The sequence below is a fragment of the Pseudoduganella rhizocola genome, from assembly GCF_045984285.3.
Taxonomy (GTDB): Bacteria; Pseudomonadota; Gammaproteobacteria; order Burkholderiales; family Burkholderiaceae_D; genus Rugamonas.
On record NZ_JBJQIK030000015.1, the window covers coordinates 19,538 to 33,348 of the forward strand.

Below are 13,811 nucleotides of genomic sequence, written 5' to 3' on the forward strand. Positions count from 1 at the left end.
GGAAGAACCATGAACAAAGCTGAACTGATCGACGTCATCCTGACCGAACTGAAGGTGATCTGCGAGGAAAATGGCATCGACGGCAGCGCTGTCGACAGCAAGACGGTCCTGTTCGGCGGCGGCAGCATCATCGACTCGCTGGCGCTGGTGGGCCTGATCATCAAGGTCGAAGAGTTCGTCATGGACCAGACCGGCAAGGAAATCCAGGTGATCGACGAAGACGCCATCGTCACCGAAGGCCGCACCCCGTTCGAAAACGCGGAATCGCTGGCCGAGCTGGTACTGGCGAAAGTGGATGAAGCATAAGACTATCCTCATCACCGGCGCCACGCGCGGCCTCGGCCTGGCGCTGGCCCGCCATTGGGCGCAGGACAACCGCGTTATCACCCTGGCGCGCAGCCCCGGCGAGCAGCTGGATCCGGCGATTGCCTTTTATCCCTGCGACCTGGCGGACGAGGAATCGATCCAGCAGGCCATGCGCGCGATCGGCAAGGATTTCCCCGTGATCGACGTGCTGGTCAACAATGCCGCGATCCTGACCTCGCTGCCGCTGGGCGTGATGAAGAATAGCGATATCAGCGCCATGGTGGCCGTCAACCTGACCGCGCCCATGCTGATCAGCAAGGCCATCTTCCGCAAGATGATCCAGTCCAAGGCGGGCCAGATCGTCAACATCCTGTCGATGGCGCCCAAGCTGAACGTGGTGGGCGACTCCGTCTATTCGGCCACCAAGAGCGGGCTGGAGGCTTTCTCGCGCGTGCTGAACAAGGAAGGCCACCGCTTCGGCGTTCACGTCAATAATATCGGCCTGTCGGCCTTCCCCAGCGGCATGCTGGACCAGATCGTCGGCGACAACAAGGACAAGGTGCTGGGCCTGATTCCCCATGGCCAGTTCGCGCCGCTGGACGAGGTCATCGCCGCCATCGAATTCTTTGCTGCCAACAGCAAGGACATCGGGGGCCAGACCCTGTATTTCGGCGGGGTCTGAGGTGCTGATTTACCAGAACGCCCATCTGGCGGTGCACCGCCTGCTGCTCAACGAGCTGAAGACCAACTGCTTCATCATCCAGAACGGCACGGAAGCGCTGCTGGTCGATCCCACCGACCAGGCCGATGTCATCATCGCCTACCTGCGCGAGCACGGCCTGCAGCTGCGCCATATGCTGACCACGCACGGCCACTTCGACCATGTGTCCGGCGCGGCCGGCATGGTGGAGAGCGGCCTGGTCGACACGCTCTATGTGCACGAGAAGGATTTCGACGAGCTCAAGCGCGCCAAGACCTATTCGCTGATGATCTTCAAGAAGAAGATGGAGGTGCCGCCGATGGCCCATTACAGCGAGGAGCTGGTGGGTTTCCTGCGCGGCTGGGGCCTGGGCCTGCGCCATGTGGGCGGCCACACGAAAGGCAGCAGCTATCTGTACGGCCTGGACCGCGATTTCATCATCAGCGGCGACCTTACCCTGCACCACAAGCTGACCATCACCATGTTCGACAGCCGCGAGAACACGGCCGAATTCAAGGAATTCATCGACCAGGTGCGGCAGGATTTCCGTCCCGACACTGTCATACTGCCGGGACACGGCAACGCCACCACGGTGGCCGCCGAACTTGAACACAACAAGAAGTGGGCTTACGTCCAGCAAAAGGAAAGCCATGGGCATTAAGATTATCGGCGCCGGCAAATACGTGCCGCCGGCCTTCGAAACGACCGAAACCGTCGCGGCCCGCCTGAACATTCCGGCGGCCGACATCGTGCACAAGACCGGCATCGAGAAGCGCCACCTGGCGGGCGACGAGACCGCTTCCAGCATGGGCCACAAGGCGCTGGAAGAGGCGATCACCCTGTCCGGCATCGAGCGCGGCAGCATCGACGGCGTGATCGTCGCCACCTTTACCGGCGACTATCTGTACCCGAGCACGGCGCTCAAGCTGGTGCAGAGCCTCGGCCTGCGCGCGCCGCTGGCGTTCGACCTGATGTCCAACTGCGCCGGCATGCAGGCGGCGATCGAGAATGCCCGCTCGCTGCTGATCGGCAATCCGACTATGCGCACCATCGCCGTGGTCGGCGTGGCCAAGCAGTCGCCCTTCGTCGACCCGCATGACGAGAACAGCGCCTATTTCTTTGGCGACGCCGCCTCCGCCGTGCTGCTGCACCGCGATGATACGGACGCCGATTCCGGTTTCCTGCCGAGCTACTTCAACAGCAACACCCGCAACTACGAACTGGTGCGCCTGCGCGGCGGCGGTTCCAGCTACCCGCACACGCCGGAGCTGTTCGCCAATGAACCGAAGGCGCTGTACTACGAGCACACCGGCCTCGGCGTGTGGAAGGAAGTGGTGGTGGAGCTGCCGAAGATTATCCGGCGCGCGATGGACGACCTGGGCTGGACGGTGGCGGACCTGGACCTGATCCTGTTCCACCAGGCCAACCTGCGCCTGATCGAATACTGCATGGCCCGCCTGAAAGTGCCGATGAGCAAGTCGCTGAACAATGTGGCCGAGATCGGCAACACGGCGGAAGCCTCGGTCGGCACCGTACTGTACGACGCCTACCGGGCCGGCCTGATCGGCAAGGGCAAGAAGGTGCTGCTGGCTTCGGTGGGGGCCGGCTTCATCTACGCCGTGACCCCCTACTACGAACGCTGATTACTGCTGGCCGCCGCCGAGCAGGTCCCAGCTCATCGGCGTGCCTTTCTTGACGTCGCGGTTCACGGTGCGGCCCAGCAGCAGTTCATAGTACTTCGGCGGCAGGCCCAGGCCCGGCCGCACGCAGCGCATATTTTCCGCCGTCAGCACGGTACCGGCCTTCAGGTCTTCCGCGATGTAGATGGAACGGCGGAACACCAGCGACTTCTGCTCGCTGGCGCCGGGACCATAGGACACATGGCCCAGCGACTGCCAGGCGCGTTCCGTTTCGATCACCAGCGATTCCAGCTCATGCGGTTCCAGCGAGAAGGTGCTGTCCACGCCGCCATCCGCGCGCGCCAGCGTGAAGTGCTTCTCCACTACGGTGGCGCCGTGCGCCACGGCGGCCACGGCCGCGCCCACCCCCATCGTATGGTCGGACAGGCCGATCTCGCAGCCGAAGATCTGGCGCAGGTGCGGCACCGTGACCACATTGCTGTTTTCCGGCGTGGCCGGGTAGTTGCTGGTGCACTTCAGCAGGATCAGGTCCTTGCAGCCCGCTTCGCGCGCGGCGCGCACGGCGTCGTCGATCTCGGCCATCGTGGCCATGCCGGTGGACATGATCAGCGGCTTGCCGGTGGCGGCCGCCTTGCGGATCAGGGGCAGGTGGATCAGTTCGAAAGAGGCGATCTTGTAGGCCGGCACGTCCAGGGTTTCCAGGAAGTCCACGGCGCTCTCGTCGAACGGCGAGCTGAAACACACCATGCCCAGTTCTTTCGCGCGGTCCATGATGGGCGCATGCCATTCCCACGGCGTGTAGGCCTGCTTGTACAGGTCGTGCAGGCTGTTGCCCTTCCACAGGCTGGTCTGGTCGTTGATGAAGAACTCGCCTTCCTTGACGGCCAGCGTCATCGTGTCGGCCGTATAGGTCTGCAGCTTCAGCGCATGGGCGCCCGCCTTGCCGGCGGCATCGACGATGGCCAGGGCACGGTCCAGCGACTGGTTATGGTTGCCGGACATCTCCGCGATGATGAAGGGACGGTGTTCGGGGCCGATGGGGAATTTACCAATATGCATGTTTGCTGTTCTGCTCAGTAAAGGGCGCACTAGCGCGATAGAGACATCATAGCACCCGGTGGAAGTGCAGGATGGCGGGGTCATCAGTTGGCTGGGCCGCAAAGTCCAGCCGCTCGAAAATGCTGCGGGAAGGCTTGTTGTCTTCCTTGACGCGGCCCAGCACGCCGGCGCCGGGGAATTCGGCCGCATGCGCCGCCAGCGCGTCGCGCAGCAGGCAGAGGCCGAGCTGGCGGCCGCGGAACAGCGGACCCAGCGCGTAATGCACTTCCCACTCGCCGGCATCGTCCGGCATGCGTTCGAAGCGCACCTGGCCCATCGGCTCGCCGCTGCCGGTCTGCACGATGTAGAGGCGGCAGTTGTCGATGTCGCGCAGGCGGCGTGCCAGCCAGGCCTGGTGGGTGGCCAGCGGAATCGGCTCGGGAGAGAAGGCGGTGCTGCGCGTGAGACGGTCATTGGCCCATTCCAGCAGCAGCGCTTCGTCACCCGGCGTGGCATGCCGCACCCGGCGCGCATCGTCCGCGCCGTGCAGCAGGATATTCGCCACGCGCGCGGTGCCGCGGCCATCGACCGCGGCACGGCAGCGCTGCGACCAGGCCGGATCGATGGGCGCCGCCAGCAGCGGCTGCAGCGCGGCGGCGATAGCCGCTTCCTCCACGGCATCCACATGGCCCAGCCACTGCACGAGGCCGCGGCGCTGGAGTTCTTCGGTAATCGCCACCTGGTTGTCGGCCAGCGTCACCACCAGCGTGGGCAGGCCGAGGCAGAGCCGCTCCCAGGACGAGGTGCCGCCCGCGCCGATGGCGAGGTCGGCGCGCGCCATCAGCGGCGCCAGCGTGGGCAGGCTGCTGTGCAGCGTGACCTGGGGCTGGCCATCGGCCAGCGCGCGCAAGGCGGGTGCATGGGGCGCAGAGGCCGACAGCACCACGTCCACATTGATGTCCGGCCGGTTCAGGCTGAGCAGCGCGGACAGGCTGCGGCCCGTCAGGTTGGCCTGGTCGGCGCCGCCGAAATAGATGAAGATGCGCTGCACCGGGCCGCTGCGCGCCGGCAGGCGTTCGTGCAGGCCCGCATAAGCTGCCTGCAGCAGCGCATAGTGCGGCCCCAGCATCTGGCCGCAGTGCAGCGGCACCCGCGCCGCGTAGCGGTTTTCCATGTCCGGCGCCAGGTTCTGGTCCAGCAGCAGGTCGCAGTCCAGCTCGCGGTCGGCCAGGTCGTCAATGGCGAGGATGCGCGCCGCATGCGGCCGCAGCGCGCGCTGCCAGCTTGCATCGATGCTGTAGTGGTCGGTGATCAGCCAGTCGGCCCTGCGGACGCCGCCACGCGCGCCCTCGCCGCCGGTGCTGATGCCGCCGCGCGTGCTGCGCTGGCCGGCAAGGGCGGCGATGCTTGCGTGCGCATCCTCGGCGGCGCTGAAAGCTGCATCGGGCAGGCGCTGCAGTGCGAAGCCGCGCTGCTCGATCAGGCCGCACAGGTGGCCCGGCAGTTCGCGGCTGATGAAGAGGATCTCGGCGCCGTCCGCACGCAGCTGCTCGGCCAGCGTAAGGCAGCGCATCACATGGCCGCTGCCGATGGTGGCCGACGCATCGGCGCGCAGGACAATGCGCATTGCTTACTCTGCCGGCGCCTGGTAGGTGGCGCGGGTGGGAATGCCCGCCGCGCCGAGGTAGGCCTTGGCCTGGGCCGGGGTCTGCTCGGTGAAGTGGAACATGCTGGCCGCCGCCACGGCGGAAGCGCCTGCTTCCTGGATGGCCTGGCGCATATGTTCGTAATTGCCGGCGCCGCCGGATGCAATCACCGGCAGGCTCACGGCCTGCGCCACCTTGCCGATCAGCTCCAGGTCATACCCCTGCATGGTGCCGTCGCGTTCGATCGAAGTGATCAGGATTTCGCCCGCGCCGCGCTCCATCAGTTCGCGCGCCCACTGCGCCGGGTCCTTGCCGGTATCCACCGTGCCGCAGTGCGAGAAGCAGCGGTAGCTGCCGTCCTCCATGCGGCGTGCGTCGATGCTGGCCACCACGCACTGCGCGCCGAAGCGGGTTGCCGCCTGTTCGATCAGGGCCGGATTGCTGTAGGCCGCGCTGTTGATGCCCACCTTGTCCGCGCCGATGCGCAGCAGGCGCTGGATCTGGGCGATATCGGTAATGCCGCCGCCCACGGTCAGCGGCACGAAGCAGTCGGCCGAGAAATCGGAGACGGAATCGTAATCCGGTTCGGCCTTGTTGTGGCTGGCCGTGATATCGACCAGCACCAGCTCGTCGACCTCGCGCGTGTTATAGACCTTGATGGCCGGCGGCACCGGGCCGACGCGGCGCCAGCTGTCGAAGCCCTGTCCCTTGACCAGGCCGAAATTCTTCCACAGCAGCGTGGGAATGACCCTGACTTTCAGCATGCCTCAAACTCCAGGAAATTCTTCAGGATACGGAAGCCCGCGCGCGAACTCTTTTCAGGGTGGAACTGCGTGCCCATCACATGGCCGCGCCCTACGGCGGCCGTTACCGGAATACCGTACTGCACCTGCGCCAGCACATCGCTGGCCCGCTCTGCCTGGTAGGCAAAACTGTGCACGAAGTAAAAGTCGGTACCGTCCTGGATGCCGTCGAACAGCATGGCCGAAGGATTGCCCTCCGGATGCCTGACGTGGATATCGTTCCAGCCCACGTGTGGAATGCGTTCCCTGCAGTCCATCGTTTCCAGGTGCACCACGCGGCCCGGCACCAGGCCCAGGCCGGCATGGCCGCCGTGCTCACTGCCTTCGCTGGCCAGCAGCTGCATGCCGAGGCAGATGCCCAGCAGCGGTTTGCCTTCGCCCGTCAGGCGGACCAGCGCCTCGGTCCAGCCGTCGCGGTTCAGGTGGCGCATGCCGTCGGCAAAGCTGCCCACGCCGGGCAGGATGATGCGGTCGGCATCTTCCAGTTGCGCCGGCGTATCGACAATCTCAGCCTCGGCGCCGAGCTGTTCCAGGGCGCGGCGTACCGAACCCAGGTTGCCCATGCCGTAATCGATGATTGCGACTTTCATTCGTTGTCGTAGTTAATCTTGATCAGGTTGTTGTGGCGGTCGCGCAGCAGCTTGCCGTTCTTGTCTTTCTTGAAGATCATCTTGTTGGTGAAGCTGTCGCAGATCTTGTCGAATTCGGCCACGGTCATGCCGATATGGTCCAGCGTCGCTTCCAGCGACTTGCCGATGTATTCGTGCGGATACACGCCGTCCAGGCGGCGCACGATGCCCAGCGCGTCTTCACGCGTGATGCGGCCGCGGCGCACGTGCAGGCAGGCCTGGTCGGTGGCGCGGCCGAAGCCGAATTTCAGGAACTTGAAGTAGTCGTGGATCGCGGCCTGGTAGTTGTCCAGGTTTTCATAGTTGGTCATGGCGCCCGTAACCGAGGTCGGGGCGCTGACGAAGCCGTTGGCCTGGGCGATCAGGGTGTTCGCCAGGCCGTCCCATGGCAGGTAGTAGCCGAGGAAGAGGCCGGTCACGCCCACGCGCTGCAGCTCTTCATCGCTGGGATAGGTGTAAGGGATCAGGTCGCGCGCGGTAATGCCTTCCTGGCCGATCAGGTCGGTCACGCGCATGCCCAGCAGGCCGCCGAATTCTTCCAGCCAGCGGCGGTTCAGCACATTGTTGTCGGCCGCGGCCGCCGGGCCGCCGTACTCGTTCTGCGAGTTCTCGCCCCAGATAATCAGCGGCACGTTGTACTGCACGGCGGCGCGCACCGGGATGGTGAAGATGCCAACGTGTTCAGGCCAGGAAATGTCGCCCACCTGGGTCAGGCCGATGCGGTTCAGCTTGGCGCGCACCAGCGGGTTCGGCGTCATCTGGATGTGGTCCACGCCCAGGCGCTTCAGGTTCTCGATGTTCTGCGTGCCCAGTTCCGACTGGTCGCAGGTGGTGGAGGTCACGCACAGCGGGTTCAGGCCCAGCTGCAGCATGCGCACCACCTGGTAGGTGGAATCCTTGCCGCCGCTGACCGGCACGATGCAGTCCCAGTTGCTGCCGTCGCGCTTGCGGTATTTGTCCAGGATGGCCGGCAGCTCCTTGGCGCGCGCCTCCCAGTCCACTTCCTTGCGGTTTTCGTAGCTGCGGCAGGCGTTGCAGACACCGTGTTCATCCAGCAGCAGGTCCGGCTTGGTATCCGGCATCACGCATTTTTTGCAATAGGTCAGCTTCATCGTCAACTCGCTTTAAATTTACAGGAAGGCACGCAGCGGATGCGTGCCGTCATAAGAGCGCACATAGTGCTGGAACTGTGTGCTGCGGAAATGGAACAGATTCATCTCGTCGGCCACGAAGGAATCGAGGGTGCGCAAGGTCAGCGGCACCGAGGCGCGCGGCACCACGGCGGGATCGCAGACCCTGGCCTCGACCTTGGACAGGTCTTCCGGCACGGCATTGAGCAGCGGAATCGAGGCGTTCAGGAACTCCAGCGCGCCGCTGGTAGGTGCATCGTACATCACGCAGGCATCGCAGGCCGCCGCGAAGTCGGCCATGGGCATCATGGTCCAGGCATGCAGGGACTGCGGCGTGAGGCCGGTCTGCTCGTGCAGCAGGGAATACATGGTGAAGCTCGGCTTGCAGCGCACCACCAGTTCGATACCGCGCGCGCGGCACCAGGCCACGATGCGGCGGATGCCGTCCATATAGGTCTGGTAGCGGGTGTTGTAGATGCCGCTGTTGGCGGTCAGCGCATTCAGCAGCAGGCCCACGCGGCGCAGCGGCTGCGGATAAGCGCTGTTGTGGCGCAGCTCGAACGGATAGGCCAGCTTGAAATGCGGCACCCGGTGCTGCTCCGAATCCAGGATGGTCTCGCCGCACATCGGGTGCATCAGCGAGGTGGCATGGCGGTAGCTGTAGAACAGGTCCGGGCTCACCTTCGAATGCGGCAGGATCAGCACCGGAATGCTGTGGCGCGCGGCATACGACACCAGCGGGCCCTGGAAGTCGGTATCGTGGTCCGACAGCAGCATCTTGCCCGGCCGCTCGGTGCCGAAATACTGCTCCAGCAGGAAATACATCCAGATCTGGGCGCGGAACAGGTGGGCCATATGGCGCGCCTGGCGGCTGCGGTAATCCGGGGTATTGATGAGCGGCTGCAGCAGCTCGTCCAGGCGCTGCTGCAGCGCTTCCGTGGTGCTTTCGATGCGCGCCACCAGCTCGGCGGGCAGCACATGCTGCAGGTGTTCGATCTGCACCAGCGGCGGCGTGTAGGCGCCCTCCACCGGCACGTCCCAGTACTTGGACTGGATGTTGAACAGGCGCTTGCCGGTGGTCTGCAGTTCGGCGTTGAAATACGGCGCGTCGTAGAAGCAGGTCGGCAGGTGAGTCAGGATATCCGGGGCGGGCTGTTCTTCGCCGGGAATGCGCACCAGCATCGGCACATAGCCGGGATGGTCATGCCGCGCGCCGGCCACGAAGGCGCGGAACTCGGTCTTGCTGCCCATCAGGTTCTCGGCCAGCATCAGCGCCGGAATGAAATTCGGCCAGTAGAACTGCGAGGGATTATCGTTGACGAACACATGGGGCCGCGAGTGTTGCAGGCGCGGCAGCATCTGCGGCCACATTTCCGCATACCAGCGCGAGGCCTTGATGAGATAGTAAAGGTGCAGGTGTTGCCAGGACAGCAGCTTCACGTCCGGCATCAGCTCCGCCGTCACTTCGGTGAGGGCGCGCTCGATCGTATAGGCTTCGATATTGGCGTCGCGGTCCAGCTCGAAGTAGCCGGGGCCGTTCGGCCACTCCACGAATTCCACATTGCGCAGGCCGCGTTCGATGGCCTTGTCCACCACGCCCGGCTCGAACACCAGCGTGCGGTAGTCTTCCAGCTCGGCCGCCGCGGCCACCGCGCCGTCCAGGTCCGAAACATTCAGGATGATCAGCACATCGCCGGTGATCACGCGCCGCGTCTGCAGGCTGGCGATATGGCCCAGGGCCTGGATGCGGATGGCCTGGCCGGCCTCGTGGTCCGGCGCGCTGTTGGCGGCAGTGCGGAAAACGGCGATGGCCTCTTCGATATTGCCGCTGTTGGCCAGCACGGTGGCCAGGTTGAACTGTACGGCGAATGCATGGCCGCTGTCCTGGTGCGCCAGCCATTCGCGGTACAGGGCCACCGCCTGTTCCGGCTGGCCGGCCTGCTCAAGGCGGCCGGCGACGGAGAACAGTTGGACGCCCGGCAGCGCGCCCGCACTGGCCAGTTGCCCGGCCAGCCCGGTGGCCAGCGTCAGTTGATCGGTGCGGAGGGCGTCGGCAAGGTTCGACAGGAGGGCAGCGTGATCCAGCTCAGGACGATTATTCATTGGGTGGTTTTCAGCACGGTTCCGGGGCCGCGCTCGGCATACTATGCGGGGTATTTTAAACTAGAATATTGCCCAGCCGGACCTAATTTGGGCAGATAACAACAGAGGGAAGACCATGGGCGCAACAGGGAATCGGCCGTTCAAAGTGCTGGGTGTGCAGCAGATCGCGCTGGGCGGCGCCAGCAAGGGGCCGCTGCGCCAGTTATGGCATGGCCTGTTCGGGCTGGCCGAGGCCGGGCAATTCCGCAGCGAACGGGAAAATGTGGACGAAGATATCCTGCTGCTGGGCAGCGGGCCGCTGGCGGTGGAGTTCGACCTGATGCAGCCCATCGACCCTGCGCGCAGCCCGCGCGTCGATACCCCGGCGCTCAACCATATCGGCCTGTGGGTTGACGATCTGGCAGCAGCGGTGGCCTGGCTGGCCGCCCGGGGCCTGCGTTTTGCGCCGGGCGGCATCCGCAAGGGCGCGGCCGGGCATGACGTGACCTTCGTCCATCCCAAAGGCAATCCGGAATTCCCTGCCAGCGGCGAAGGCGCGCTGATCGAGCTGGTGCAGGCGCCGCCGGCCGTGATTGCCGCCTTTGCGGCGCTGGAAGCGGCTCAGGCCGGCTTGGCGAACTGATCAAGCAGCAGGGCGGCGGCCGCCACGGGCGTCATGCGTCCTTCGGCCACCGCCGCCAGCGTGGGCGCCAGCGCCTGGCGCACCCCCTCATTCGCATCGAAGCGGCGCCGCAGGCCCGCGGCGATCAGCTCCGAAGTCCAGGCCAGTGCCTGCTCGCTGCGCCGCTGTTCGAACTGGCCGGCCTCCTGCATCGCCTTGCGCTGCGCCAGCACGGCATCCCACACGGCAGCCATGCCTTCCCCGGTCAGTGCGCTGGCCGGCAGTACCGGCACGCTCCAGTGCGGCGAATGGGCGCGCACCATGCCGAGCGCCGAACGCATTTGCGAACAGGCCAGGGCCGTCGCCTGCGGATTGAGGTCGGCCTTGTTGAAGACCACGAGGTCGGCCAGCTCCAGGATGCCCTTCTTGATGCCCTGCAGCTCGTCGCCGCCGAAGGGCGACTGCAGCAGCAGGAACACATCGCTCATGCCCGCTACCGCCGTTTCACTCTGGCCCACGCCCACCGTTTCCACAATGATCACGCTGAAGCCGGCGGCCTCGCACAGCATCAGCGCTTCGCGCGTCTGCTGGCCCACGCCGCCCAGTGCGCCGCGTGAAGGGCTGGGGCGGATAAAGGCGCCGGCCTGGCGCGCCAGCGTTTCCATGCGTGTTTTGTCGCCCAGGATGGAGCCGCCGTTCACGGTGGAAGACGGATCGACCGCCAGCACGGCCACCCGTTCGCCGCGTTCCAGCAGCTGCATGCCCAGCGCCTCGATGAAACTCGATTTACCCACGCCCGGAGCGCCGCTGATGCCCACCCGCAGCGCGCCGCCGCTGTGCGGCAGCAGGGCCGCCAGCAGGGCGTCGGCCTGGGCGCGGTGGTCGGCCCGCCCCGATTCGCACAGGGTAATGGCCTGCGCCAGCGCGCGCCGCTCGCGCGCCAGCACGCCGGCAGCGAGCGGCGGCAGGCCGGACGGATCGGGAGTGTTGATCATTGTGCTCAGGCCGGGAAGGCGGCTTCGATGCAGCCCAGCACTTCCCCGGCGCAGACCGGGATCGGTGTGCCGGGTCCGAAGATGCCGCGCACCCCATGCTCATACAGGAAGCCATGGTCCTGCGAAGGCACCACGCCGCCGACGAAGACGATCACCTGTTCCGCGCCCTCGGCTTTCAGCGCCGCAATCAGCTCCGGCACCAGGGTCTTGTGGCCTGCAGCCAGCGTCGATACGCCGATGGCATGCACATCGTTCTCAACGGCCTGGCGCGCCGCCTCGGCCGGGGTCTGGAACAGGGGGCCGATATCGACATCGAAACCCAGGTCGGCAAAGGCGCTGGCCACCACGCGTGCGCCGCGGTCATGGCCGTCCTGGCCCAGCTTGACCACCATCATGCGCGGCCGGCGGCCATGGCGCTGGTCGAAAGCGGCGATGCGCTGCTGCAGCCCGGTCCAGTCCGGATTGTCCTGGAAGGCGGCGCCGTAGATGCCGGACACGGTCTGCCCGCTGGCACGGTGGCGGCCCCAGGAGAGTTCCAGCGCATCGGAGATTTCGCCGACGGTCGCGCGCAGGCGCACCGCGCGGATCGCCAGTTCCAGCAGGTTGCCTTCGCCGTTATGGGCCGCAATGCTGATGGCTTCGAGCGCCGCGCCCACCGCATCCTGGTCGCGCGTGGCGCGCAGCTGCTTCAGGCGCGCGATTTGTGCGGCCCGCACGGCGCCGTTGTCGATTTCGCGTGTTTCCACTTCATCCTGCACGCCGGACTGGTATTTGTTAACGCCCACAATCACATCCTTCCCGCTGTCGATGCGCGCCTGTTTTTCGGCCGCCGAAGCCTCGATGCGCAGCTTGGCCCAGCCGGATTCCACGGCGCGCGTCATGCCGCCCATCGCTTCCACCTCCTCGATGATGGCCCAGGCCTGGTCGGCCATGTCCTGGGTCAGCTTCTCCATCATGTAGGAACCGGCCCAGGGATCGATAACGCCGGTGATATGGGTCTCTTCCTGCAGGATCAGCTGCGTATTGCGCGCAATGCGCGCGGCCGATTCGCTCGGCAGCGCAATCGCCTCGTCCAGCGAATTGGTGTGCAGCGACTGGGTGCCGCCGAACACGGCCGCCATCGCCTCGATGGTGGTGCGCACCACATTGTTGTATGGATCCTGCACCGTCAGCGACCAGCCGGAAGTCTGGCAATGGGTGCGCAGCATCATGGACTTGGGCGATTTCGCGCCCAGCTGCTGCATGATGCGGCACCACAGCAGGCGCGCGGCGCGCAGCTTGGCCACTTCCTGGTAGAAGTCCATGCCCACGGCGAAGAAGAAGGACAGGCGGTCGGCGAAGGCATCGATATCCAGGCCGCGCCTGAGGGCCGTGCGCACGTACTCCATGCCGTCGGCCAGGGTGAGCCCCAGTTCCAGTACCGGATTCGCGCCCGCCTCGTGCATGTGATAGCCGGAAATCGAAATCGAGTTGAACTTCGGCATATGCTGCGCGGTATAGGCGATGATATCGGCCACCACGCGCATCGAAGGTTCCGGCGGATAGATGTAGGTGTTGCGCACCATGAACTCTTTGAGGATATCGTTCTGGATGGTGCCCGACAGCTGCTGCTGCGCCACGCCCTGTTCCTCGGCCGCCACGATATAGCCGGCCAGCACCGGCAGCACGGCGCCATTCATCGTCATCGACACCGATACCTTGTCGAGCGGAATGCCGTCGAACAGGATCTTCATGTCCTCGACCGAATCCACGGCCACGCCGGCCTTGCCCACATCGCCGGTCACGCGCGGATGGTCGGAGTCATAGCCGCGGTGGGTGGCCAGGTCGAAGGCCACGGACACGCCCTGGCCGCCGCCCGCCAGCGAACGGCGGTAGAAAGCATTGGATTCTTCCGCGGTGGAAAAGCCCGCGTATTGCCGGATGGTCCAGGGCCGGGTGCTGTACATGGTGGCCTGCGGGCCGCGCACAAAAGGCGCGAAGCCGGGCAGGGTATCGGCATGGGGCAGGCCGGCCGTATCGGCTGCGGTGTACAGCGCCTTGATGGTCAGGCCGGAAGCGGTAATCCGGTTCAGGCGGTCCGTGTCATTGCCCGGCGCCGCCTTGCTCGCGGCGCGTTTCCAATCTTCCAGCGTGGACGGCGGTACCTGTGGCGCGGAGCCGGGTCGATTCATTGTGCAATGATCCTGCGTGGTCACGATAAACGATTGTACCGCGCAACCC

General features: G+C 65.5%; 13 protein-coding genes. 5 read left to right on the top strand and 8 right to left on the bottom strand.

The window, feature by feature from the left end:
• Positions 1-9: 9 nt before the first annotated feature.
• Genes ACJRPG_RS23245 through ACJRPG_RS23260 form a run of 4 tightly spaced genes read left to right on the top strand, consistent with a single transcriptional unit; the run spans position 10 to position 2,649 of the window.
• Complete coding sequence (locus ACJRPG_RS23245; RefSeq protein ID WP_408002486.1) at positions 10-306, top strand: hypothetical protein; 297 nt, start codon at positions 10-12, stop codon at positions 304-306.
• The gene (locus ACJRPG_RS23250) at positions 296-988 is read left to right on the top strand and encodes an SDR family oxidoreductase (RefSeq protein WP_408002487.1); all 693 of its coding nucleotides are present in this window, start codon (positions 296-298) and stop codon (positions 986-988) included. The genes ACJRPG_RS23245 and ACJRPG_RS23250 overlap by 11 nt, the downstream gene beginning before the upstream one ends.
• Position 989: 1 nt before the next feature.
• Positions 990-1,667: an MBL fold metallo-hydrolase gene (locus tag ACJRPG_RS23255; protein WP_408002488.1), complete on the top strand. Its 678-nt coding sequence runs from the start codon at positions 990-992 to the stop codon at positions 1,665-1,667.
• Entirely contained in the window at positions 1,657-2,649 is a 993-nt protein-coding gene (locus ACJRPG_RS23260) for a 3-oxoacyl-ACP synthase III family protein (RefSeq protein ID WP_408002489.1), read from the top strand. The genes ACJRPG_RS23255 and ACJRPG_RS23260 overlap by 11 nt, the downstream gene beginning before the upstream one ends.
• Here ACJRPG_RS23260 and pseI read toward each other — a convergent pair whose 3' ends face one another.
• The 6 genes from pseI to ACJRPG_RS23290 are packed head-to-tail and all read right to left on the bottom strand — an operon-like array spanning position 2,650 to position 9,995.
• Positions 2,650-3,705 (bottom strand): pseudaminic acid synthase, encoded by a 1,056-nt coding sequence (gene pseI / locus ACJRPG_RS23265; RefSeq protein WP_408002490.1) that lies wholly within the window; start codon positions 3,703-3,705, stop codon positions 2,650-2,652. It abuts the gene before it with no gap.
• Between the two features lie 46 nt (positions 3,706-3,751).
• Positions 3,752-5,311: a UDP-2,4-diacetamido-2,4,6-trideoxy-beta-L-altropyranose hydrolase gene (gene pseG / locus ACJRPG_RS23270; RefSeq protein ID WP_408002491.1), complete on the bottom strand. Its 1,560-nt coding sequence runs from the start codon at positions 5,309-5,311 to the stop codon at positions 3,752-3,754.
• A gap of 3 nt (positions 5,312-5,314) precedes the next feature.
• Positions 5,315-6,094, bottom strand: a complete 780-nt coding sequence (gene hisF, locus ACJRPG_RS23275) for an imidazole glycerol phosphate synthase subunit HisF (protein WP_408002492.1) — start codon at positions 6,092-6,094, stop codon at positions 5,315-5,317.
• Entirely contained in the window at positions 6,088-6,723 is a 636-nt protein-coding gene (hisH, locus tag ACJRPG_RS23280; RefSeq protein WP_408002493.1) for an imidazole glycerol phosphate synthase subunit HisH, read from the bottom strand. Before hisH ends, hisF begins: the two co-directional genes overlap by 7 nt.
• On the bottom strand, positions 6,720-7,874 hold the full coding sequence (locus tag ACJRPG_RS23285) for an N-acetyl sugar amidotransferase (protein ID WP_408002494.1): 1,155 nt from the start codon (positions 7,872-7,874) through the stop codon (positions 6,720-6,722). The genes hisH and ACJRPG_RS23285 overlap by 4 nt, the downstream gene beginning before the upstream one ends.
• An 18-nt stretch (positions 7,875-7,892) precedes the next feature.
• Positions 7,893-9,995 carry a tetratricopeptide repeat protein gene (locus tag ACJRPG_RS23290; RefSeq protein ID WP_408002495.1) on the bottom strand — a complete coding sequence of 701 codons (2,103 nt, stop codon included), beginning with the start codon at positions 9,993-9,995 and terminating at the stop codon, positions 7,893-7,895.
• A 115-nt stretch (positions 9,996-10,110) separates the two neighbouring features.
• Here ACJRPG_RS23290 and ACJRPG_RS23295 point away from each other — a divergent pair, with 115 nt between their 5' ends.
• On the top strand, positions 10,111-10,617 hold the full coding sequence (locus ACJRPG_RS23295) for a VOC family protein (RefSeq protein WP_408002496.1): 507 nt from the start codon (positions 10,111-10,113) through the stop codon (positions 10,615-10,617).
• On the opposite strand, the gene meaB is transcribed toward ACJRPG_RS23295, so the two are convergent.
• Together meaB and scpA are read right to left on the bottom strand one after the other, a co-directional pair.
• Positions 10,596-11,591 carry a methylmalonyl Co-A mutase-associated GTPase MeaB gene (gene meaB, locus ACJRPG_RS23300; protein WP_408002497.1) on the bottom strand — a complete coding sequence of 332 codons (996 nt, stop codon included), beginning with the start codon at positions 11,589-11,591 and terminating at the stop codon, positions 10,596-10,598. The two genes, ACJRPG_RS23295 and meaB, sit on opposite strands and share 22 nt — an antisense overlap.
• A gap of 5 nt (positions 11,592-11,596) precedes the next feature.
• Positions 11,597-13,762, bottom strand: coding sequence for a methylmalonyl-CoA mutase (scpA, locus tag ACJRPG_RS23305; RefSeq protein ID WP_408002498.1), 2,166 nt, complete (start codon positions 13,760-13,762; stop codon positions 11,597-11,599).
• Positions 13,763-13,811 lie beyond the last annotated feature (49 nt).

Coding starts and splice junctions, on each gene's coding strand:
- ACJRPG_RS23245 (WP_408002486.1), top strand. CDS start 10: ATGAACAAAGCTGAACTGATCGACGTCATCCTGACCGAACTGAAGGTG.
- ACJRPG_RS23250 (WP_408002487.1), top strand. CDS start 296: ATGAAGCATAAGACTATCCTCATCACCGGCGCCACGCGCGGCCTCGGC.
- ACJRPG_RS23260 (WP_408002489.1), top strand. CDS start 1,657: ATGGGCATTAAGATTATCGGCGCCGGCAAATACGTGCCGCCGGCCTTC.
- pseI (WP_408002490.1), bottom strand. CDS start 3,705: ATGCATATTGGTAAATTCCCCATCGGCCCCGAACACCGTCCCTTCATC.
- pseG (WP_408002491.1), bottom strand. CDS start 5,311: ATGCGCATTGTCCTGCGCGCCGATGCGTCGGCCACCATCGGCAGCGGC.
- hisF (WP_408002492.1), bottom strand. CDS start 6,094: ATGCTGAAAGTCAGGGTCATTCCCACGCTGCTGTGGAAGAATTTCGGC.
- hisH (WP_408002493.1), bottom strand. CDS start 6,723: ATGAAAGTCGCAATCATCGATTACGGCATGGGCAACCTGGGTTCGGTA.
- ACJRPG_RS23285 (WP_408002494.1), bottom strand. CDS start 7,874: ATGAAGCTGACCTATTGCAAAAAATGCGTGATGCCGGATACCAAGCCG.
- ACJRPG_RS23290 (WP_408002495.1), bottom strand. CDS start 9,995: ATGAATAATCGTCCTGAGCTGGATCACGCTGCCCTCCTGTCGAACCTT.
- ACJRPG_RS23295 (WP_408002496.1), top strand. CDS start 10,111: ATGGGCGCAACAGGGAATCGGCCGTTCAAAGTGCTGGGTGTGCAGCAG.
- meaB (WP_408002497.1), bottom strand. CDS start 11,591: ATGATCAACACTCCCGATCCGTCCGGCCTGCCGCCGCTCGCTGCCGGC.
- scpA (WP_408002498.1), bottom strand. CDS start 13,762: ATGAATCGACCCGGCTCCGCGCCACAGGTACCGCCGTCCACGCTGGAA.